The sequence below is a fragment of the Promicromonospora xylanilytica genome, assembly GCF_054782895.1.
Window position 1 is genome coordinate 118593 of record NZ_BAAGRP010000020.1, and the last position, 21081, is coordinate 139673.

At 67.6% G+C, this 21081-nt stretch carries 17 protein-coding genes; 5 read left to right on the forward strand and 12 right to left on the reverse strand.

Annotated elements, in window-relative coordinates:
* Positions 1 to 408 precede the first annotated feature (408 nt).
* Entirely contained in the window at positions 409 to 729 is a 321-nt protein-coding gene (locus tag ACYVK7_RS17070) for a transposase (protein WP_460888919.1), read from the reverse strand.
* A 944-nt stretch (positions 730 to 1673) separates the two neighbouring features.
* On the opposite strand from ACYVK7_RS17070, the gene ACYVK7_RS17075 reads away from it, so the two are divergent.
* Together ACYVK7_RS17075 and ACYVK7_RS17080 are read left to right on the forward strand one after the other, a co-directional pair.
* Positions 1674 to 2042, forward strand: coding sequence for a hypothetical protein (locus ACYVK7_RS17075; protein ID WP_460888920.1), 369 nt, complete (start codon positions 1674 to 1676; stop codon positions 2040 to 2042).
* 130 nt (positions 2043 to 2172) lie between these two features.
* Positions 2173 to 2763 (forward strand): VanZ family protein, encoded by a 591-nt coding sequence (locus ACYVK7_RS17080; protein WP_460888921.1) that lies wholly within the window; start codon positions 2173 to 2175, stop codon positions 2761 to 2763.
* Positions 2764 to 4198: 1435 nt separating this feature from the next.
* On the opposite strand, the gene mobF is transcribed toward ACYVK7_RS17080, so the two are convergent.
* The 3 genes from mobF to ACYVK7_RS17095 all read right to left on the reverse strand — a co-directional run bounded on the left by mobF (position 4199) and on the right by ACYVK7_RS17095 (position 8996).
* On the reverse strand, positions 4199 to 7213 hold the full coding sequence (gene mobF / locus ACYVK7_RS17085) for a MobF family relaxase (RefSeq protein WP_460888922.1): 3015 nt from the start codon (positions 7211 to 7213) through the stop codon (positions 4199 to 4201).
* A gap of 407 nt (positions 7214 to 7620) precedes the next feature.
* Positions 7621 to 8742, reverse strand: coding sequence for an HAD family hydrolase (locus tag ACYVK7_RS17090; RefSeq protein WP_460888923.1), 1122 nt, complete (start codon positions 8740 to 8742; stop codon positions 7621 to 7623).
* Positions 8739 to 8996, reverse strand: coding sequence for a hypothetical protein (locus ACYVK7_RS17095; protein ID WP_460888924.1), 258 nt, complete (start codon positions 8994 to 8996; stop codon positions 8739 to 8741). The genes ACYVK7_RS17090 and ACYVK7_RS17095 overlap by 4 nt, the downstream gene beginning before the upstream one ends.
* Before the next feature lie 291 nt (positions 8997 to 9287).
* Between ACYVK7_RS17095 and ACYVK7_RS17100 the strand changes: the two genes are divergently transcribed.
* Positions 9288 to 9821, forward strand: coding sequence for a GntR family transcriptional regulator (locus ACYVK7_RS17100; RefSeq protein ID WP_460888925.1), 534 nt, complete (start codon positions 9288 to 9290; stop codon positions 9819 to 9821).
* Positions 9822 to 9848: 27 nt separating this feature from the next.
* On the forward strand, positions 9849 to 10583 hold the full coding sequence (locus tag ACYVK7_RS17105; protein WP_460888926.1) for a GntR family transcriptional regulator: 735 nt from the start codon (positions 9849 to 9851) through the stop codon (positions 10581 to 10583).
* Positions 10584 to 10662: 79 nt separating this feature from the next.
* On the opposite strand, the gene ACYVK7_RS17110 is transcribed toward ACYVK7_RS17105, so the two are convergent.
* The 7 genes from ACYVK7_RS17110 to ACYVK7_RS17140 all read right to left on the reverse strand — a co-directional run bounded on the left by ACYVK7_RS17110 (position 10663) and on the right by ACYVK7_RS17140 (position 18255).
* Complete coding sequence (locus ACYVK7_RS17110) at positions 10663 to 11292, reverse strand: hypothetical protein (RefSeq protein ID WP_460888927.1); 630 nt, start codon at positions 11290 to 11292, stop codon at positions 10663 to 10665.
* Positions 11293 to 11977: 685 nt separating this feature from the next.
* Complete coding sequence (locus ACYVK7_RS17115; RefSeq protein ID WP_460888928.1) at positions 11978 to 12229, reverse strand: helix-turn-helix domain-containing protein; 252 nt, start codon at positions 12227 to 12229, stop codon at positions 11978 to 11980.
* Between the two features lie 98 nt (positions 12230 to 12327).
* The gene (locus tag ACYVK7_RS17120) at positions 12328 to 13605 is read right to left on the reverse strand and encodes a site-specific integrase (RefSeq protein WP_460888929.1); all 1278 of its coding nucleotides are present in this window, start codon (positions 13603 to 13605) and stop codon (positions 12328 to 12330) included.
* A 245-nt stretch (positions 13606 to 13850) separates the two neighbouring features.
* Positions 13851 to 14936 (reverse strand): redox-regulated ATPase YchF, encoded by a 1086-nt coding sequence (gene ychF / locus ACYVK7_RS17125; protein ID WP_460888930.1) that lies wholly within the window; start codon positions 14934 to 14936, stop codon positions 13851 to 13853.
* Between the two features lie 78 nt (positions 14937 to 15014).
* Positions 15015 to 15794, reverse strand: coding sequence for a DinB family protein (locus ACYVK7_RS17130; RefSeq protein WP_460888931.1), 780 nt, complete (start codon positions 15792 to 15794; stop codon positions 15015 to 15017).
* A 32-nt stretch (positions 15795 to 15826) separates the two neighbouring features.
* A complete protein-coding gene (locus tag ACYVK7_RS17135; RefSeq protein ID WP_460888932.1) occupies positions 15827 to 17443 on the reverse strand; it encodes a hypothetical protein in 1617 nt (538 codons plus the stop codon).
* On the reverse strand, positions 17425 to 18255 hold the full coding sequence (locus tag ACYVK7_RS17140; protein WP_460888933.1) for an ABC transporter ATP-binding protein: 831 nt from the start codon (positions 18253 to 18255) through the stop codon (positions 17425 to 17427). Before ACYVK7_RS17140 ends, ACYVK7_RS17135 begins: the two co-directional genes overlap by 19 nt.
* Positions 18256 to 18429: 174 nt before the next feature.
* Between ACYVK7_RS17140 and ACYVK7_RS17145 the strand changes: the two genes are divergently transcribed.
* The gene (locus ACYVK7_RS17145; RefSeq protein ID WP_460888934.1) at positions 18430 to 19923 is read left to right on the forward strand and encodes a DNA recombination protein RmuC; all 1494 of its coding nucleotides are present in this window, start codon (positions 18430 to 18432) and stop codon (positions 19921 to 19923) included.
* Positions 19924 to 20013: 90 nt separating this feature from the next.
* Here ACYVK7_RS17145 and ACYVK7_RS17150 read toward each other — a convergent pair whose 3' ends face one another.
* Positions 20014 to 21051 carry a 4-hydroxy-3-methylbut-2-enyl diphosphate reductase gene (locus ACYVK7_RS17150; protein WP_460888935.1) on the reverse strand — a complete coding sequence of 346 codons (1038 nt, stop codon included), beginning with the start codon at positions 21049 to 21051 and terminating at the stop codon, positions 20014 to 20016.
* Between the last annotated feature and the right edge of the window lie 30 nt (positions 21052 to 21081).

The window sequence follows — 21081 nt, forward strand, 5'->3', positions numbered from 1 at the left end:
AGCGTCCAGCAAATCCCCGCATATCACTTTAAGTTCACCCTCTGCGATTCGGAGGCGCGCCCTGATCCGATGAGGACTTTCCATCATCGCTTGACCCCGAGTAGCCGAGCCAGCCCGATAGCGGGCGGACCGCTCACCACAGGCAGGGCGGCCCCGAGACATGGAGAAGAAGCGACGACGGAGCGTGCGACTGTGGTCGGCAGGAGCATAGGCGGCCTGGCCACCGACCTCGCGGTGCATCGAATTGGCCAGCGTGCCACGGTGCTGGAGCGCGCACCGTAGCTGGGCGAGGTCAGCGCTCGACGTGTCGCAACGCGTTGGCCGAGCTGGAAGCAAGGTCGAGGCCCGGGACAACACTCGGTGTCGGGCTTGCTCGGGCGCCGCGTAATCGACTTCAGCTGTCGCTGTTTACTCGCACGACAGGAAGGGGTGTTCCACGACGTTGCGCTGCTTGTAGAGCTCGGCGTCCAGGGCTGGTGGTCGCCCGTCGGCCGAGCCTTTGCGCTGGCGGGCGGCCGACCGAGTCCTCTTCTCGTGGATCACGGTCTTAATTACCCGGCCACCTAGGTGCTTGCGGATCGGACTGGTCACGTAGGTCCGGTCCGCGAGCACCGCTTCTGGGCAGGTCCGTGGCCGTCCGGGCCTGGTGCGTGAGACGCGGATATCGGCCAGGACATCAAGCATCGTTGCACCGCCGTTAGGTTGCCCGCCGGTGACCGCGGCAGGCAAGGGTCACTCGCACCCGTCGACAGCGTGGTGGATCTTTGTGCTCAGACCGCCACGGGAGCGGCCGATGCAGTGACCTGCCGGTTCGCACTCACCGCCCACGGGCTGTGGACGAACTCGGCGGGGCGGTTCGTGTAGTCCGAGACCGCCCTCTGTGGCCCGCTCCGGGCTTGTGGTGTTCGTGCCGTGCTGGTGGGCACGGTAGTTCGTGGCGTCCACCGACACGCTCGAATCGATCTTCCCGTCCGTGTCAGCCTGGACGAGCAGCCGGGAGTGCACCTTGTCCCACGTACCGTCTCCAGCATATCGCCGGTGTCGTTTGCAGACGGTGCGCCACGTGTTCGACCGGCAGGTCGCGCCACGGGATCCCGGTCCGGTCCGCTAGACGATCCCCTCCACGACGCGACGGCTGTTCCAGAACGGGTGCCCGCGCAGGCCCGTGTTCGACGGCCGCAAGGGCTCGATCACTTCCACTGCTCGTCGCTCAGCGACTGGTAATCGCGAAGAAGTCAGGTCCAGGTTTCTGCCGCGCACCTCACGACCCATACGGGAGACACGCCCTAGTTTCGTCCGCGCCGCTCGGACGCATCGCTCCAGGATCGTCCGGTCGGATAGCCGCCGTCCTCGGTAAAGCGCAGCCGCCCGCATCGTCTCGCATGCGGACTCATCCCTTAGAGCATCTGAGAATGCAGGCCCAGCAACGCCAGGACACCCGCTCCACCGTCGCGTTATCAGGCTCTACTTCGACACGCCAGTCAGGCACGCCGGATCACAGCACGTCAACTGGGTGAAACATTCCATCTTGGGAAGCTCCTGACTATCAGATGTCTATTACTTGACCACAAGTCGAACCCGTGCCTAGACTCCGAGCGAATGGGGCAAATCGCCCAATCCTTATCTAAGGAGCGCACATGTATTTCTCCTGGAGAACGGCTACCCGCAGGACGATGCTGGCGATCGTCGCGTCATTCTCGGCGATCGTGCTTTTCGCGGCACCATCCCAAGCAGCAACCGTCAAGACCTTCACGGTCGAATTCGAGCACCAGGTCACCTCCGGCTCCTGGTCTCACAACGGCGGCGCGGGCGAGTGGTGGCTTGACTGCAATGCGGGCGACGGCAAGAAGTTCACATTCGCCCTGTCCAAGAAGAACTCGCTCGGGATCTGGGTTAGGCAGTTTGACACAAGCGAAGTCTGCGACACCCGGATCTACAGCTCGGCCGGCTGGACCGGCACAGCGGGCACGTACAGGTTCGAGCTCTACACGGAGAATACTGGCGTCATCATCAAGGGCACCGGTTGGGTGGAGGACAACTAGTAACTCGACATTTCCAGACCTCCGCACTGCGAGGCCTTAAGCCTGGGCTGGTAGGGTTCCGTATCGTCTGTTCCGTATCGTCTGTACTGAGCCCGGCCGGCCCAGGTCGAAGGTCGAGGAGTGGTGTCCAATGATTGGTACGTTCTCGCGCCCGGATGAGTTTGTAATTCTCGCGTTGAACCTTATTCTCTTTGCAAGCCTTCTGGCTGCAGCGATATTCGTCGTCCATTGGCTCGCATCACGGGACGTTCGGCGTTCCATAAGAGTTGCGACTCTCGATGCGGGGTTGATTTGCTCGGCAGCCTTCTATTGCCTTGCAACGTTGATTCCGGGAGGGAACCCTTATGACGATCGTCGAATCTTCAACCCCATTCCGTTTCGCGAATTGTACGATCTGGTTACGGGCGGACCGATGGCTGCAGGCGCGACGGACCTGTTCGGCAACTTTGTTCTCCTAATGCCGTTCGCGGTGATACTGCCGCTGCGGTGGCCCGCTATGAACAATATCGCGAGATGCATCGCAACACTTGCAGCAATCACCGTCTTGGATGAGACGGCGCAATATGTGTTTGCAATGTCGCGCGTTGCGTCATTTACCGATGCGATTCTGCAAACCGTTGGCGGCGCTTTGGTCTGCATTCTCATCGTTCGGCTTCGCCGGCGCGCCAAACAGCGCGATCAAGTTCGTGTCGCGGTCCCTGCCGGATTGGATTCCGAGTAGGGACATCAGACGATTCCTTGTCGGTGGTGGACTCCGCTGGCTCGTCGCCCGTGAACTGCGGGCACACCGGAACTGCGGGCACACCGGCCGGGACCACCGCCGGCCGAGAACGTTCTTAGCATCCGTTGCCGGCCGGTCGCGCGCGGATGATCGCCTGGCGCTCCATTTCAGCGGCCGGGCCTGTTGTCGTTGGCGCCGGTGACAGTTTGAAAGCTCTGGGTCGCGATGGCGTGAGCCAAGTCGGGTCAATCGCTCGTCGGCTCATCGCCGTCCCGACGCGACGGTGAGACGGAAGGCTTTCTCCACGAGTTCCGGCGTCGGGTAGTCGTGAAGGTCCGACAGCGGGACCGTCGGGTCGAACCAGTTCTCGAAGGCCCACGACCCAGCCTCTGACAAATAGCCGCCGTAGTACATCAAGTCAACGATCCAGTCCGGTTAGACGATCGCGTTCTTACCAGCCAATCCACCCAGGTCCCTCCGTACATGTCGCGAATGCCTCACCCCTGTTCGAGAATGACGCGTGCGACATGGATGCAACTTCCACTGGACGTCGTGTGACACGAACTCGCATGGTTCCTCCTTGAGCCGGGACGAACGCGCCCAATGAGACGATAGCGGGCGAGAGGTGTGCGATCGAGTCAAGAGATCACCAATTTCTGTCGGGGCTGCCTCCCGAACGCTGGACAAACCCAAGCATCGGCCACCCCCGTCCCCGGTCGATTAGCCCTGCCTCGCCGCCGGGATGTCACAGGACAACTGCCCGTCACGCGAACAGGTGGGTCAGCGGCGTGACCGGCAAGTTTCCGCCCGGTCTGGTACTCCGGGAGCGAGGGGCTGAACCACCGGGGCGCTAACAAGAGGAAGGCAGTCCGCCGTAGCTGTGGATCCGGCGATGTACTTGATGCGGAGTTGAATACTCGCTATCGCTGTTCAACGTCACTACGTGCCAATACCTCGCGCTCGGTGTGTGGCGCCTGGGCGCCCTGCATGCAGGCTCGGGGGCCGTGTCGCCCGACGCGACGCCGCAGCAGCGCGTGCGGCATCGGCCGCTTGGGCATCAGTAGAAACTGGATCGCTGCCCAGTGGGGCGGTGCCTGCGGCGCCGTGTCGGTCGCGGTAGGCGGCGATCGTACGTACAGCGGTCTGCCAAGTGTGCCGGGCTCCGCTGTCGCTCGGTTCGGAGCCGAACGCGGCAAGCCAGGGTTCACGGTTGTGTGTGGCGTTTTGGACAAGGTCAGTGACGCGTTGCTCGATCAGAGCCGCCCGCTCCTGGAGCGCCAGACGGTATTCGTCCGTCATCGGTCCAGCGGCTTCGGGGATGAGGCCCGCTATCCGACGGGGCGGACGTCGTCGGATAGTCAGCCCGTCGTGGTGGACGGGTTGTGCCGTGGCGCTGGCAAGGCGGTGATGTAGAACGGCTGCGGGGTCGTCGGCGTCATCCAGGCCGCGCTGTGCGACGAGCCAAGGCAGGATTTGTTCGACGTCGTGGCCGTCTGCTTCGGCACGGCGTAGTTCGGCGGTCAGTGCACCGAACGCGGGCGCAGTGATGACCTGGTCCGCGTCTCGAGCTGTAAGCCCGGAGTGGTGGAGCAGTCGGGTCCAGCGGTCGCGTTGCGGCACTGGCAACGGTTTCGTACTCGGCGGCGAGTTGTGAGACCGACCCCCACCGCTCGCGCTCGTTACGGCCGACCTGGGTCGCGGCCTTCTCGGCTCCAACCGTGCGCACAATCCTGGCCAGGACGTTCCTGGCCGTGGGGTCCTCGTAGTAGTCGTCCGGCGTGATCTCCAAGGGAGTGTCGGTGATGACGTAGGCAGTGTTGCGCTCCCGGCCGCGGGTCAGGCCGACGTACAGGTTCTCCCGCGTCATCCCCGCCCCGGCGATCAGATGGCCGGTGCCCACCGTGAGCCCCTGGGCCCGGTGGGTGGTCACGGCGTAGCCGAGGTCGAGGTGTTCCGCCGCGTAGGCGGCGGGCAGCACGACCGTGTTGCCGTACTGGGCCTCCGGCTGACGCACGACTACGGACCCGTCCATGCGGACCTTCACGAGGGTCCATCGGTCGCCGTTGCGCACCCACGACCCGTTCCGTGTGCGGAGCCGACGGTCGTTGCGTCGGGTGATGACCACGTCCCCTGCCGACGCGTGCAGCCCGTCGGCGAGGCGGACGGCTCGGCCGGGGTCGGTGACACCGGTCTGGAGTCGTTCGGTGCGAGCGCGTTCGTTGACGGCCCGGACGGTCTCGCTGTCTGAAGCCACCAGCACGGACGCCTTGCCTGCGGCGAGGTCGCCCTGCCACGCGGCATACGCGGTCTCGACCATGACCTCTGTGTCGCCGTCGAGGACCCGCCCGTTCTCAAGATAGGCGTCTACCGCCTCGTCCCGGCCGTGACGCAGGGCGAGGGAGGCGCGCTTCTCCCAGGTGTGCGTGAAGCGGTGCACCTCGGTCAACTCCGGGACACCGTCCTCGGTCTGGCGGGCGGCGGCCAGGAGGGCGAAGGCTCCGCCGGCCTCGACGGCCTGGAGCTGGGCCGGGTCACCGACCAGCAGCACCTTCGCCCCCACCTGGGCGGCGTGCGCGGTGATCCGGTCCAGGGTCAGGGTCCCGGCAAGGGTCGCTTCATCGACGATGACCACCTGCCCCGCGCTGAACGCCGTGCCCTTGTGGGTGTGGTCGTAGAGCCACTTGGCGGTGTTCTCGCACGCGATGCCCAGATCTTCGGCCAGGACCGCGGCAGCCGCAGCCGACGGCGCGAGCCCGACGACGGACCCTGCTCCGTGCTCGTGCTCCCATGCAGCGCGCAGTGCGCGCATGGTGGTGGTCTTCCCGGTGCCGGCCGGGCCGACCAGCAGGTCCACCTGCCGGGCCGAGACAGCAACCCGAGCGATGGCTTCGGCCTGCTCGGGCGAGACCACCCACGACCGCTCGTCGGGGCCGTCCTTGGTGATGGCGTGGTTGACGGCGTCCAGGGTGATGGTCGGTGCGGTGCGGGCACCCGCCCGGTCCGTCAGTCGGGCCTCCGCGTCCAGCAGGTCCTGTGAGGAGTACAGGGCCGAGTCCTTCGGCCGCAGGATGCTGGTCCCGTCCTCACGCCGGAACTCCGCAGGCGTGGCGGCCAGGCCAGGCGGCGTCAACCGCACCGACCCCCCTTCGGCCCGGTCCGTGATCGCCGCCAGGACCGCCATCCGGTCTTCGGCGGTGACGAGCCGCAGAACTTTGGTCTGCCGGACGGCTTCGGCGTACAGATTCCAGCGCCGCCACACCGGCTTCTTCTCCGAGACCGCGATCACCACCGTCCGGGCAAGGTGGTCGATCAGGTCCAGCGGAACGTCATCAGCCCGCAGCATCCGCCGCGATGTCTTCGAGACGAGTTCGCTCGCCCACTCGCCGGGCTCGCGGCCCAGGATCTCGGCGGTACGTTGCCGCCACCTGGTGGTCAAGTCCGCCAGGGAGTGATGGGTCTTGTCCGGGCGGGTCTCCTTGCTGGCCCTCTGCCGGTACTTGTCGATCGTGCTCGGGCTGGGCCGACGCCCGTACTTGTCGACGTGCCCTGCGATCAGCTCGTCCGCGCGGGAATTGACCTGCCCAGACCGGACCGAGAATGCCGCCACCAGATCGTCGGATACGCCCTTGATCGACCAGCCGGGATTACGGCCCTGGCCGACCCTGACACGCAGTTCCCATCCCACGCCCAAGGTGCGGGTCAGGTCGTCCATCACGATCGCTTCGTGCAGCTCCGACATCGCGACCGTCGCGGCGTGCAGACCCCGCCCGTCCAGCGACCGCCACTTCCCGTCCAGGAGAGTCTTGACCTTGTTGGAGACCACGACGTGGGTGTGCAGGTGCGGGTCGTTGGCCCGCGAGTCCCAATGATCGAACGTCATCGCGATCAACCCGTTGACACCGACCTGGGCAACCGCGCCGCCCTCCCCCGCCTCGCTCGTCGCATTCCCGGCGACAGTCGCACCGGTCCGGGTCGCGGCCAGCTCGCGTTCCATGAACTCAAACACCTTGACCACCGCCGCACGGTGGACAGCAAGGATCTGCTCCTGGACCCCCGCATCGGCCACACCCCACAACACGCTGGCCGACTTCGGTAAGGAGAACGTGAAGTCATACCCCGCCACCGCCCGCCGAGGCTTGCCTCCGCTGCCCTTCCCGTACACCGGGTACGCCCGACCGAGTTGCTCTCCGGTGACCGGGTCCAGGCCCTTGCCCGCCAGCCGGGCCATCTGCTCCTCCGTCACCAGATCACCCACGAGCAGGCGTGCCGGGTTTTCCGAGCCCAGGCACGCGACTCCGGAGCCCAACCACCGGCCCGGCGGCGTGCCGGTCTCGGTGTAGTACCGCGTCAACGGGGTACTCATCGACCGGTCGCCGTCACCGGCCGCAACCGACTTCATGAAGTACGAGTACCCGTCGCCGGCCGACATCACGGCAATCGTCACAGTCATCGGCCGCACACCTCCTACAGCAGGAGGTGTCCAGCCCTTACCAACACTGGAATTGCTCTAGGTGCCTCGATCTGCAAGAGGCGTGACCCGATGTCGGGCGGATCTGCGGGACCCGCCGTCTGTCCGCTCGCCTGCCCTTGCCACGCAGCCGCGTCCGTCGCGTCGCTGTGTCCTTCGCGCGCCTGCGTCGTCGCGTGCGTGTGCGTCGTCGCGTGTTCGTGTGCGTCGTCGCGTGTTCGCCGGCCGTGTGCCCATACTGCCGGGTACTGGGTCGAGGCAGGGGACCCCTCCGGTTTAGCGCGCAACATCCCCAGGGCATGCGAAGAGGCCGCCTCCCCTGGGCGGGGATAGCGGCCTCGTGACGTCAGGACCGGGGTGCGCCCGGCAGCGAGTTCTGAGTGAAGCGGTTACGGGTCGCTCAGGGATAGTTCGAACCCTGCTGGGCCGTCCCCGGTGACGCTGCGCCACTGCGCGCGACGGCGGCCTTCGTCCCCGCGCGGGTAGGGCAGTCCGGCCTCCAGGGCCGCCGACTCGATCGCGCGCATCGTGGTGCCGACGCCGGACGGGATGGGTGCGTGCTTGATCCAACGGCCGTTCTGGAGGGTCCAGGCCTCGCACCGTGCCAGGTCTGGTCCGATCCCGTGCCACACCCTCAGGACCACCGGACCAGGTGCGGTCCGTTCGGCGGTAGCGAGCTGCGCGGCCAACGGCGAATGCGCGCGGTCTACGCCCGGGATGAGGGAGCGCAGCACGGGCAGGGCTCCTGCCTGTTCGATGGTGTCGGTGATCTCGTCCGCGGCACTGCGCACGATCGCAGGTGCCTGGCCCATCGCGACCGAGCGTTCCGCCCAGGCCAGCATGTCCAGGTCGTTGACGCCATCCCCGACTGCCACAGTGCGACCGGCGGGGATGCCGAGGTGGGTGCGGACGACGTCGAGAGCGACTGCTTTGTTCACGCCCGGTGCGGTGACGTCGAGCCAGTCCGCGCTCTGCGGTGTCGCAGTGACTCCAGTTGTGCGCAGGGTGTCGGCGTATCGGCGGATGCCCGGGGCGGTGAGCGCGATTCGGGTCGCGGGTTGGGCCATGAAGTCGGGCAGCCGGACGGTCTTTTGCTGCCCGTTTAGCTCACCGGGCTCGAACGGGCTGCTGGTGCGCCAGCCCCACCCGATCTCCTCGATCGCCACTCGGACGCTGGGGGCGACGTCCAGGGCGCGGTGGATCACGGGTCGGGGATCGAACGAGCGAGCCTCGACCACGTCGTAGCCCGATGGCGCGGTCCGGTCCAGGTGAATGGTCAGGGCGCCGTTGGAGCACACCGCCCATCCGGTGGTCAGTCCCAGCCGGGTCGCGATCGGCAGCAGCCCGGCCAGCGATCGGCCGGTGGCCAGGACGACTTCATGCCCAGCGGCGCGGACCAGGTCCAGGGCTTCGACCGTGCCGGACGGAATGCGCCGGTCGCTGTCGATCAGGGTGCCGTCGATATCGAGGGCCACAAGGATGCGCGTGCAGGTCGTCGCCGCCGTGTTCATCGGACCACTACCTGGCGGAGGGCCGACCGAACCTGGACCTCGAGGCCGTCTCGGTCACCGGTCCATAGCGTGTGCCCGGGAACGAACATGCGGTGGTCCAGCGGGGAGTCACACCCCAGGGTGCGCGCGATCTGCTCTCCTCGGTTGATGTCCACGGGCTGGAAACAGATCCGACCGCGAGTCAGCGTGACGATCTCGATCCGGTCCGAGCCCACCGCCCGCACAGCATCGGTGGCGACAGCCATCGCGGACATCAGCTGATCCATGGCAGTGAGTGCCCCGTCATCGAGGCTCGACCGAACTCTCATTGCGTTCTCCTCTGTCCGATACAGGGGCGGCAGGCTGCGCCCTCGGTTCATGGCTCGGGAGCCGATTGCCGGGTCCAAGCGACTTCTCGCACCTTACTGCCATTTCAGTAAGGCGCCAATGATTCGGTTATGACGGGAGACAGGGGAACGTTGGTCCTGCGACGTAGAGTGAGTGCGCGCGTCGGCTCTTTGCGCAGGCTGGAGCAGGTGTGAAATGGAGCAGAGGAGCGATCGAGGATGAGCAGCGACGGGCGGTGGACGAGCGTGTCCCTGCCGTATGTGACCGGCGAGCCAGGCGATGCCTGGGCTGCTGAGGCCAAGGCCCATGGCGGCAATGGCACTCAGCGGCTGGTAACTGTGGACACGCGGCCCGCCCCCGAGGCCATCGCCAGCGCCCTGGGGCTCCAGCCCGGTGAGCAGGTAGTGCTCCGCTCCCGCGTGATGCTCCTGGACGACCGCCCGGTCGAGCTGGTCGACTCCTACTACCCGGCCTCGATCGCCCGCGACACTCGCTTGGCAGAGATGAGCAAGATTCCCGGCGGCGCCGTCGCGCACCTGGCATCTCTGGGTTACCCGCCTCGACGCGTCGTCGAGGACGTCACTGCGCGGCTCGCAACCCCGGTGGAGGCCGAGGAGTTCGGCCTGGAGGTCCCGGTAGCCGTGGTCGAGCTTGCCCGAGTGATCTTCTCTGACGACGACCGACCGGTTGAGGCCAGCGTGATGCTCTCGCCGGCCGACGCCCGCCGATTGCGCTACGAGATCACCCCGTGAACCATCGGACACGTGCCGGAGTAGGCCATGCCCCGCGGAACTGATCAGCGCCCTCGCCACGAGCAGGTCGCCGCCGAGCTGCGCGAGCAGATCCTCAGCGGTGATCTCGCGCCAGGGGCGCAGCTGCCGTCGACCGCCCAGCTCATGGCCCGGTTCGACGCGGCGAACGCCACCATCCAGCGCGCGCTGAAGTCCCTGAAGGACGAAGGGTTCCTCAACAGCCGTGTCGGCAAGGGCGTCTACGTCCGCAACCAGCCGCCACTGGTCATCGACACCGGCGCCTACCTCCCACCGGACGGCTCGTTCTCCTACGAGCTGCTCGACGTCGAGACCGTCAGCCCACCCGCCGACGTCGCCATCGCCCTAGGGCTCGCTGATGGAGAACAGGCGGTGCGGCGTCGCAGGATCCTGCTCCACGACGGGCAGCCGCTTGAGCTGTCCGCCTCGTACTACCCGGCAAGCATCGCCGAGGGCACACCGCTATCCGGACCAGGCAAGATCGCGGGCGGTGCGCCCAAGATCTTCGCGAACCTTGGTCTACCTCCCCGGGCCTTTGTCGATCGTGTCTCAGCAAGGCCTCCAACACGAGAAGAGGTCGAGACGCTCGACCTACCCGTGCGTGCCCCGGTGATCTGCCAGCTCCGCGTCGTGCTCTCCGACGACGACCGGCCAGTCGAAGCATCGGTGCTCGTCAAGGGAGCGCACCTGTACGAGCTTCAATTCAGGCGCCTAGTACCCGAGCCGGACTCGATCCAGTCCTGACCGAAGCTGTCTTCGTTCGGGCGACCTGCCAAAGAACCTCGCCTCGTGTTCGGGGACATGACGCCGAGGGACGACATGCCTACTCAGTGCGGCCCTGGTCGGGCGATGTGCGACGTACTGCCAGCGGGTCGCATCCCAGCTCCCGCAGCACTCGGTCAATGTCCTTACTCGCCGTGATCGGCAGCCCGCCATAGCGCGGAGAGACTGCCACAGTTGTAGCTCCGTCCGTTAGGCGAATGACGTCCCAGTTGTTCGACATGCCTACTCGAACCAACCCAACCGCGACTTTCAGGTCGCTCACAGCAACGGACCAACGGGGTTCCGACTCGTTCCGACCGCTCCAGACCTCGACCTGGTCCGGTCGCACCACCAATGCGACAGGGCTGCCACCCGAAGCGTTCAACCCGGCAGTCTGCAGACCGAGCGCCCTGCCGGTGTCGGACGACAGCGCCAGGGCCGCCCCGGGGACGACCACGCCGTCCGGACGCTGCGCGGACGCGTGCGCAACGACCCTCTCGACTTGCCTGGTCAAGATCCGCAGTAGCGGGACGATCAGTACCGCCGCTCCCACCGGCGCCAGCACAAGCAGAAGAGCCGGCGACAGGCCGACAGCATCTGCCAGCGCGACCAGACCACCAGTCACCACAAGCATGGCAATGAGCCAAGCCGTGATCATCCGGTTCGCCGTCCAGAAGAAGTTTGATCGCATCGCCGCCTCCAAGACTCTGCAGCGAAGCGAGTCTGCCACCTCCGCAGCGCTTCGAGGCACCAAGTGGTGTGCGCATCTGACCTGCAGCGATACGGCCGCACACCCTGGTGTGCGGCCAACTAGGGGTGCGCAGAGCGTGCGCTCGTTCGTCACCGTCGAGGTATGGATGTCAACTCGCGCGCTGGCAGCCCGGCGGATGGCAGTAGGCGGAGCCTCTTGCCTCAGCGCCGGGGCCCTATCCGCGAGTTGGGGGACATGCGTTCGCCCTGTTCACCGCCATGTCCCCACCGGGAACCTGCCCGGAGAGGCTGCATGGGGGACGTCAACTGGTACCTCGACGGGTACAGGTGGCGTGCACAATCGTGAGCATGGGGCAGGTAGGTGCAGATGCATGCGGGCTAACTCGGACATGCGCGGTTGTGGCAATTTGCCACCACCGTGCGACCTGCGGGTTCGCTCCAGCATGCCGCGCGGTCAGAGTTGGGTCGCCTCCAGCCTCAGGGCTAATCCGGACAGTTGCGGTGGTGCCAATTTGGCACCACCGCGTGACCAGGGCTTCTACCGAACCACCGACGCGCCACTTGGCCTGTCCCGGCTCTGGAGAACAAACCGGACAAGTACGGTCCCGCCGATTTGGCGGGACCGTACGACCTGCGCAATTGCTCCGGCGCCAATCGCACACACATCAGCGTGCAGAGCGGACCTTCACCACTAGCGCCGCCCGGAGCTCGTCCAGGTCCACGCGGATCAGCGTGCCGATCCGGTAGCCGGTCACTGTTCCGTCGGCGATCCGACGACGGATCGTCTTGACGGACACGCCGAACACTTCGGCGGCGTCACGGAGCGAGACAAGACGTGCTGCGCTCGTACCAGGCTGTCGCGGCGTCTGCGACGCCGAGCCCGTGCTGCTTTCTCGCGCTGAACGATGCGTTGCCATATCGAACCTCCGGTGTGCGGCGAACCCTCGGACCTCACAGGTGTGCGCCTTGGTCCGCGCGCGACCGCTCTGGGCCGGTGCGTTCAGAACGGGCACAGTCAGCCCGAAGCCTGTGTCCCAGTCTTGGTGTCGGCTTGCGGGGTCCTCAGCGCCCGGCGTTCGGCTAGGTCGTCCTTGAACGCGGCCCCGAGCTTCTCAGCGATCGTGTGCCGCCGTTCCTCGTCCCCTACGTGCTGGTAGTGCAGCACGACGGTCGGGTTGCTGTGCCCAGCAATCGCCATCAGCTCTGCCAGTGTCGCGCCGGAGCGGGCCGCCCAAGTCAGCGCAGTGTGCCGCAGGTCTTGGAAGTGCAGCTCGTCCAGCCCAACAGCCTTTCGAACGACGGTCCACTTGCGCTGGATGATCTGGCGGTGCATCACTCCCCCACGCACCGCCCGGAACACGGTCCCGTCCGCGCCCGGCTCGGAGAACTTCTCCAGATGCTCCCGGAGGATGGGGACCACGAAGGACGGGATCGCGATCTCTCGGTAGGACGCATCGGTCTTCGGCTCACCGATTTCCTTGAACTTGCCTCGCTCCCGATGATCGGCCGCCGTGCCACGCACGGTAACCGTCGCACGCGACGGATCAGCAAGGTCCAGGTGCCGACGCTTGAGTGCACGCAGCTCCCCGTTGCGCAGACCCGTGGTCACGGCCAGCGGCACGATGGCCCGGAGATAGTCCGGCATCAGTTCCGTCATCCGCCACATCTGATCGGTCGTGACAACGATCGGTTCGTGCACCGCCTTGTACCGCAGCGCACCCTTGACCTTCGCAGGCGAGGCACTCAGCAGCTCGTGGTCCACGGCGTCGTTCAGGATCGACGAGAGCACCTGATAGGCAGAGAACGCGGCGCCGCGCCCATCGGACTTCTCCTTGCCGTGCCACTTCCTGCCGCGCGCTTCCTCAGCCAGCACTACGCGCAGCTTCGTGTACCAGTTGGCCACGTCCAGGCGGGAGAGGTCCTTCAAGGGGATGTCACCCAGCACGGGCAGGATCCGCTTCTCCAGCGCTGTCTTGTAGCGGTACAGGGTGCCCGGCCGCAGGGTCTTGCCCTCGATCGACCGGTACGCCCACTCGCGGAGCGTCACGGACCGCTGCTCAGCCAGACGCGCCTCCAGCTCGCGCACCTTCGGCGGCTTCCACTCGCCTCGGTCGATCAGGATGCGCTCGGCGTTGAGCCACGACTCGGCGGCCATCTTGTCGCCGAACGTCTTGGGATGCCGCGCCAGGTCCGGGCCGGTGTAGCGCGCTCGCCAGCCGGTCACCTTGCCGGTCGTGGCGCTCTTGCGCTTCTCCAGCTCTCCAAAGACTCGCTTGCCCGGTGTGGCTGCCATGGATGGTCCTCTCCACCCGTCAGGTGTCCCGCCTGCTCCCTGTGGGGGAACGGCACACCTGGCGCACCCTCAGACGCGAGCACTCACCTGCGGAAACACCTCGGACCCCGTGGGGGAACCATGGGGGAATGGGTGGCCCCTGGGGGCCATTTCTGTCCACCACTGTCCCGAGGGCTCAGAAGCGTTACCGCAGGTCAACCGGCGTCCAGCCTGGTCAGGCGACCAGGCCGAAACCGGGGTGATGCTCAGACGTTGAAACGGAACTCCACCACGTCGCCGTCCTGCATGACGTAGTCCTTGCCCTCGATGCGTGCCTTGCCCGCCGCCTTCACTGCGGCCACCGAGCCGGCCTCCACCATGTCGTCGAACGAGATGACCTCTGCCTTGATGAAGCCGCGCTCGAAGTCCGTGTGGATCACTCCGGCGGCCTGCGGTGCGGTCCAGCCCTTGTGGATGGTCCAGGCGCGCGCCTCCTTGGGGCCGGCCGTGAGGTACGTCTGCAGGCCCAGCGTCTCGAAGCCCACCTTCGCGAGCTGGTCCAGCCCGGACTCGGGCTGACCGGACTCGGCCAGCATCTCGGCGGCCTCGTCCGGCTCGAGCTCCACGAGCTCCGACTCGAACTTCGCGTCCAGGAAGATCGCCTGGGCCGGCGCGACCACCTTGCGCAGAGCCTCCTGCGACGCGGTGTCGGCGAGGCCGGCGTCGTCGGTGTTGAAGACGTAGATGAACGGCTTGGCCGTCATCAGCTGCAGGCTCGCGATCTCCGCCAGGTCGAGACCGGCGTCCGCGGCACCCTGGTACAGGGTCACGCCCTTGTCCAGGATCTCCTGCGCCTTCTTCGCCGCCGCGTACAGCACGGGGTCGCCGCGCTTGATCTTGACCTCCTTCTCCATCCTCGGCAGGGCCTTCTCGAGGGTCTGGAGGTCGGCGAGGATCAGCTCGGTCGAGATGGTCTCGATGTCGCCGGGCGCGTCCATGGAGCCGTCGACGCGCACGACGTCCGGGTCGTCAAAGGCTCGCGTGACCTGGCAGATCGCGTCGGCCTCGCGGATGTTGGCGAGGAACTTGTTACCCAGGCCCTCCCCCTCGGACGCACCCTTGACGATGCCCGCGATGTCCACGAACGACACCGTGGCGGGCAGGATCTTCTGGCTCCCGAAGATCTCGGCGAGCTTGCCCAGCCGCTCGTCGGGCAGCGAGACCACGCCCACGTTGGGCTCGATCGTCGCGAACGGGTAGTTCGCGGCGAGCACCTGGTTGCGGGTCAGAGCGTTGAAGAGGGTGGACTTGCCGACGTTGGGCAGGCCGACGATGCCGATAGTAAGAGCCACGTCGCGAAATTCTACGTGCCGAGCGCCAATCGCCGTCAGTCGGGCCGTTCCGGCCTCGGGCGGGGACGCCGACGGCGCCTACCGGGCGCCCCGGCGGCGCTCGAGCTCGTCGAGATCACGCTCCGCGAACCGGTGGTGTTCCCAGAGCTCGTTGACGATCACGCCGAGGCAGCGCCGCACGGGGAGGGTGCGCGTCTCCGGTTCCCACGGCGGCAGCCGGCGGGCCGGCGCCTCGAACGCCTCCTGCGTGAGCGCGTCATACTGCGCGCGCACCTGCGCCGTGCGGTCGTCATAGGCGGCCCGCACCTCCTGGAACGACGGCGTGGCCGCCAGGTCGACGCCGAGGGCGGCCACCTCGTCGTCGTACTCGGAGAACGGGATGCCGATGGGGCTGAACGCACCGTCGAGGCCCTGGACCCCGTGGCGTACCCAGCCGTCGACGGCGAACACGAGGTGTCGCAGCGTCTGGGCGACCGACCACTCCCCGTCGACCTGCTGGTCCACCGTTCCCGCGGGCATCGCCGCGACCCGGTCGAGCGTGGCCGACCACGTCCGCGACGCCGCCTCGAACGACTCCCGCTGCTCCACCGGGGACCGGGCGTGCTCCCTGCCGGGATGCCGACGGTTCAGCTCTGCCTCGATCAACGGCAGCACCTCGACGCCGTTGATCGTGAGATCACCGATGACTCCGTCGATGTCTGCACCGGTCAGGTCCACCCCACGCATCACGACGCGGGGCAGGTACGACTGGTCGAACACCGCACCGTCGAGGTCCGCGAAGCGAAACCGGGCACCGGTCAGGTCTGCCGCGTCGAACTCGGCACCCCGCAGGTCGTCGTCAGCCGTGTAGTGGGTCATCCCCCCACGCTAGGCCGAGCCACCGACATTGATCACGGGAACGACTGCACCTGCTGGAGCAGCTCCGGCAGCCTCCTGTCGTACACGCGAGCACCGAACCGCACGGCCAGGACCAGGATCAGCGCGCCGTACAGGGCGCCGACCACGACGGTCACCACACCCCACACCACGCTGCCCAGCACGATCGCGGTGATGCCGACGGCGAGGACCGGCAGCGACAGCCCCAGGGTGATGACGAACCCGATACCTTGCGACACGAACGTGGCCATCGCGGCGCCCTGCGGAGACTTCAGCGGGCTCTCCCCCGGCTTGGCGACCGGGTAGACGAGCCGCGCCGAGGCCGCGCAGGAGACGCCGGTGCTGACCAGCAGCAGGCCGAACGCCAGGCCGAGCAGTGGCAGCGTCAGGTGCCACGAGTCGGCCACCCAGACCGACGCCACCACCGTGGCAGCGCTGACCAGGGGACCCATCACCAGCATCGGGATCGCCCGGCCCCATCGGTCGGCACGCCCGTCGACGCCCGACGACACGTGCAGGGCGAACGCCGTGTTGTCGTAGCCGATGTCGTTGGAGATGCTGAACCCGAGGATCCAGGCGACGAACGGCCCGGTGGCCAGGAGCATGAAGAAGCTGCCGGTGCTCTGGCTCGTGAAGTACATGATGACCGGCAGCAGCGGGATGATCGCGATGGAGCCGGAGTACCGCGGGTCGCGCAGCCAGTAGGTCGCGGTGCGAGCGGCCACGGCCCAGGTGGGCGAGAACGGCACCCGGCCGAACGGTCCGAGCCCCTTGGCGCGGCCTCCGCCGCCGTCGCCGACCGGCGGGCGCTCCAGCGACCGGGCCAGCGCGCGGTCCCAGACCAGCCAGGCCAGTGCGATCGTGGCGAGGGCGACGGCGAGGCGCCCGGCCAGACCCGACCAGTCGCCGGCGTGCGCGGCGCCCCCGAGCGACCAGGCGGCACCGAACGGCGTCCAGCCCACGACGCCGGCGACCTGCTCGAACAGCGGCAGCAGCCGCGCGCTCGTGCTGGTCTCCCCGCCGTCCGCCCCCACCGACACCTCGACGCCGTTCGCGAGCCAGCCGACGAACGGACCGATCATCACGACGAGCACCAGCGCCACGATCGTCACGACCTCGCGGTACCGCCGGGACTCCAGCACGGGAGCGAGGAGCGTGGTCAGAGCGCGGGAGCCGAGGACGCACGTGGCGACCCCGAGCACGGCGCCGACGAGCGACACGAGAAGCACTCCCGGCTCCAGCACCCAGGCGAAGGAGACCCCGAGCGCGAGGAGCACCGTCGCGATGCCCGGCACGGAGACCAGCCCGGCGACCGCGAGCCCGGCGAGAAGGGTGCGCCGGGGGATCGCGAACGTCGAGAACCGGTGCGGATCGAGGGTCGCGTCCACACCGAAGGCGAAGATCGGGATCAGCCACCAGCCCACGACGGTCAGGACGCCACCGAGGGTGATCGCCACCGCCGCCCAGTCCGGGTCCCCCGCGACGCCCACGAAGATCATGGCGACCACCAGCATGCCCACGGTGCCGAGGGCGTACAGGACGGCGACGACCATGCCGATGGTCTGCCAGACGCTCCGGCGGAACGTATTGCCCATCAGCGTGAGCTTGAGGGTCAGGAACCGCGCAACCATGAGAGCCCCTCCGAGTGCTGCCGACCGCCGACGAGGTCCACGAACCGGTCTTCCAGGCTCTGCTCGCCCCGCACCTCGTCGACCGTGCCCGCCGCGAGCACGTGGCCCGCCGCCAGCACCGCGACGTGGTCACACATGCGCTGCACCAGGTCCATGACATGACTCGAGACGATCACGGTCCCGCCGCCCGCCACGTAGCTCTTGAGGATGTCGCGGATGTTCGCGGCGCTCACCGGGTCCACCGCCTCGAACGGCTCGTCGAGCACGAGCGTGCGGGGCGCGTGGATCATGGCGCTGCCCAGCGCGATCTTCTTGGTCATGCCCGCCGAGTAGTCCACCACGAAGGTGTCCGCGTCCGCGACGAGGTCGAAGGCCTGCAGGAGGTCGTTCGTGCGGTCCACCACGGTGTCGCGGTCCATGCCGCGCAGCATCCCCGCGTACGTGAGCAGCTGCCGCCCGGTCAGGCGGTCGAACAGGCGCACGCCGTCGGGCAGGACACCCAGCGTGGCCTTCGCCTCGTCGGGCCGTGCCCACAGGTCCACACCGTGCACCCAGGACGTACCGAAGTCGGGCCGCAGCAACCCCGTCGCCATCGAGAGCATCGTCGTCTTGCCCGCCCCGTTCGGGCCGACCAGGCCGTAGAAGGAGCCGGCGGGCACGTCAAGGTTGACGCCGGACACGGCGATCTTCTGCCCGAACCGCTTCCAGAGGCCACGCACGCTGAGCGCCGCGGAAGAGTCGTACGGGGGCGGCTCCTGGGTCCCGTGCGTCCCGGGGCTGCCCGGCGGGATCGGGTCGACTGGGGTCGTCATGGCACCCAACGTAGTCGCGCCGTCCGACACGACGGATCCGCCGCGTGGATGAGTGCGGGTGATTGAGCATCCGTCTCCGGGCGGATGCCACCACTACGGGCCATACCGGGCTATCTCGAACGCCCGGGGTGTCGTCGGCCCGGACTGTCAGTGGCACGTGGCAGCCTGTCGCACATGGACATCGTCGCAACGATTCTGCTGGCCATCGGCGCTCTCGTCGTCGGCACGCTGCTGGGGTGGCTCGGCCACGCACAGCGGGTGACGCCCGCGCTCCGTGAGGCGGACCTGGAGTCCGTACGCCTGCGCACCCAGGCCGAGTCGGCCGAGCAGCGGATCGCCGCCGCCCAGGCTCGAGCGGACGAGCAGATCGCCGCGGCCCGCGAGCGCGCCACCGAGCAGATCGCCGCGGCACGTACCGAGCAGGAGAACGCACGCCGCCAGTTCCAGGCACTCGCCGGCGACGCTCTCGACGCGAACAGCAAGCGTTTCCTCGAGCTCGCGGAGGAGCGGCTCAAGCGGTCTGCCTCGGACGGCGAGCAGGCGCTCGCCAAGCGTGAGGAGGCCGTGAAGTCGCTCGTGGACCCGCTGACCAAGGCGGTGGAGCTGGTGCGCAGCGAGGTGCTCCAGGCGGAGAAGGCCCGCATCGAGGGCCAGGGCGCTCTGGTGGAGCAGATGCGTAACGTCGCCGAGGTGTCGGCCGACCTGCGCAACGGGACGGCCGACCTGGTCACCGCGCTGCGCTCGTCGCAGACCCGCGGGGCGTGGGGCGAGCTGCAGCTGCGCAAGGTCGTGGAGTCGGCCGGCATGATCAACCGTGTCGACTTCACCGAGCAGGCACAGGTCGCCACCGACGACGGCACGCTGCGCCCCGACATGGTCATCAACCTCGCCGGTGGCAAGCGCGTGGTCGTGGACTCCAAGGTCGCGTTCCTCGGCTTCCTGGAGGCGCAGCAGTCCGACGACGCGACGTACCGCGACCAGCGGCTCGACGCCCACGTGCGGCACATGCGCAAGCACGTGGACGACCTGGCGGGAAAGAAGTACTGGAACCAGTTCGAGCCGGCGCCCGAGTTCGTCGTGATGTTCGTGCCGGCGGAGGCGTTCCTGTCGGCGGCGCTCGAACGCGCTCCCGAGCTGCTGGAGTACGCGGCGCAGAGGAACGTCATCATCGCCACACCCACCACGATGCTCGCCCTCCTGCGTACGGTCGCGTACGCGTGGCGGCAGGAGGCCCTGGCGGAGAACGCGCAGAAGGTGCTCACGGTCGGCAAGGAGCTCTACGCCCGCCTGGTCACCATGACAGGGCACGTCACCAAGACGGGCCGTGCGCTGGAGTCGGCGACGAAGAGCTACAACCAGATGATCGGTTCGCTGGAGCGCAACGTGCTCACGTCGGCCCGCCGGATGGTGGAGCTCGACGTGGTCGACGAGCGGGACACGATCGACGAGGTCAGGGGCATCGAGGAGGTTCCGCGCCCCATCACCAAGCCGGAGCTCCTGGCGGCGGACGAGGGTGGAGTGGTCGCGATCGACCGGGCGCAGGACAACGACGGCGTGCTCGTGCAGCAGCTGGAGGTCACCGAGCTCGCCGTGAACGACAAGCGCGCCCTGGAAGCGGTCGAGCAGCAGACCGGGGCCAAGCCGAAGAACGGCGCGGCGGCGGGCTGAGTCCGGTCCCGGATGTTCGGTAGTACGTCAGGAGGTCGGCACCCCGGGGTGCCGACCTCCTGACGTACTACCGAACACGATGCCGCGGCATCAGGCCTGCGGGAGCTCCTTGCGCTCCTCGCGGCGCGGGCGCTTGGACTCCTCGCCTGCGGCCTTGAGCCCGGCACGCAGCTCGCGCGGCAGCGAGAACATCAGGTCCTCGGTAGCGGTCCGGACCTCGTCGACCGTGCCGAACCCGCGCTCGGCGAGGTGCGCGAGGACGTCCTCCACCAGGATCTCGGGCACCGAGGCACCCGAGGTGACGCCCACCGTGGTGACGCCCTCGAGCCACTCGTCCTTGATCTCCGTCTTGCGGTCCACCCGGTAGGAGGCGGCGGCGCCGGCCTGGAGCGCCACCTCGACCAGGCGCACGGAGTTGGACGAGTTGGCCGACCCCACGACGATGACGAGCTCGCACTCCGGGGCCAGCTTCTTCACCGCCACCTGACGGTTCTGCGTGGCGTAGCAGATGTCGTCGCTCGGCGGGTCCTGCAGCGTCGGGAACTTCTGCCGCAGCCGGCGCACGGTCTCCATGGTCTCGTCCACCGAGAGCGTCGTCTGCGAGATCCACACGACCTTCTCGGGGTCGCGCACCACGACCTGGTCCACGTCGTCCGGCGAGTTCACGACCTGCACGTGCTCGGGGGCCTCCCCGGCCGTGCCCTCGACCTCCTCGTGACCGGTGTGCCCGATCAGCAGGATGTCGTAGTCGTCCTTCGCGAACCGGACGGCCTCCTTGTGCACCTTGGTGACCAGCGGGCAGGTCGCGTCGATGGTGTCGAGGCTGCGGGCCACCGCGGAGGCGCGCACGGCGGGGGACACGCCGTGCGCCGAGAACACGAGCCGACCGCCCTCCGGTACCTCGTCGGTCTCGTTGACGAAGATGGCCCCACGCTCACGCAGGGTCTCCACCACGTGCTTGTTGTGCACGATCTCCTTGCGCACATAGACAGGTGTGCCGTACGTCTCCAGTGCCTTCTCCACGGCGACGACGGCGCGGTCAACGCCCGCGCAATAACCACGGGGCGCAGCCAGCAGGACTCGCTTGGTCTGGGTCTCAGCAGGACGCTCAGGGCTCGTGACACTCACACCCGCAGTCTAGGCACGGCGTGCGGAGGG